Origin of the sequence: Myxococcus llanfairpwllgwyngyllgogerychwyrndrobwllllantysiliogogogochensis (genome assembly GCF_006636215.1) — a bacterium.
GTDB classification, from domain to species: Bacteria; Myxococcota; Myxococcia; order Myxococcales; family Myxococcaceae; genus Myxococcus; species Myxococcus llanfairpwllgwyngyllgogerychwyrndrobwllllantysiliogogogochensis.
This window is the reverse complement of sequence record NZ_VIFM01000950.1, coordinates 1-398: the sequence shown is the minus strand read 5'-3', so window position 1 is coordinate 398 and position 398 is coordinate 1. Positions and strand designations below refer to the sequence as shown.

The window sequence follows — 398 nt, the reverse complement described above, 5'->3', positions numbered from 1 at the left end:
CGGCGCCGCAGCTTTTTTCCCGCACCTTCATCGCTATTTCATGCCGGCCCGCGCGGTGCTGCGCGCGGTCACGGCCTGCGGCCCATGGACTCCATGAACATTGTCATCCTCGACGACTACCAGGACGCCGTCCGCAAACTCCATTGCGCCGCGCGCCTCGACGCCTACACCGCCAAGGTCTACACCAACACCGTCAAGGGCCTCGGCCAGCTCTCCGTGCGCCTCAAGGACGCCGACATCATCGTGCTCATCCGCGAGCGCACGCAGATCACGCGGCAGCTCGTGGAGAAGCTGCCCCGCCTCAAGCTGATCGCCCAGACCGGCAAGGTGGGCGCGCACGTCGACGTGGCCGCCTGCACCGAGCGCGGCATCGCCGTCGCCGAAGGCGTGGGCTCCCC

The 398-nt window shown here is 68.3% G+C and carries 1 pseudogene; it reads left to right on the top strand.

Annotated elements, in window-relative coordinates:
* Positions 1-93: 93 nt before the first annotated feature.
* Positions 94-398 (top strand): annotated as a pseudogene (locus FJV41_RS57625) (hypothetical protein); the annotation flags it as partial.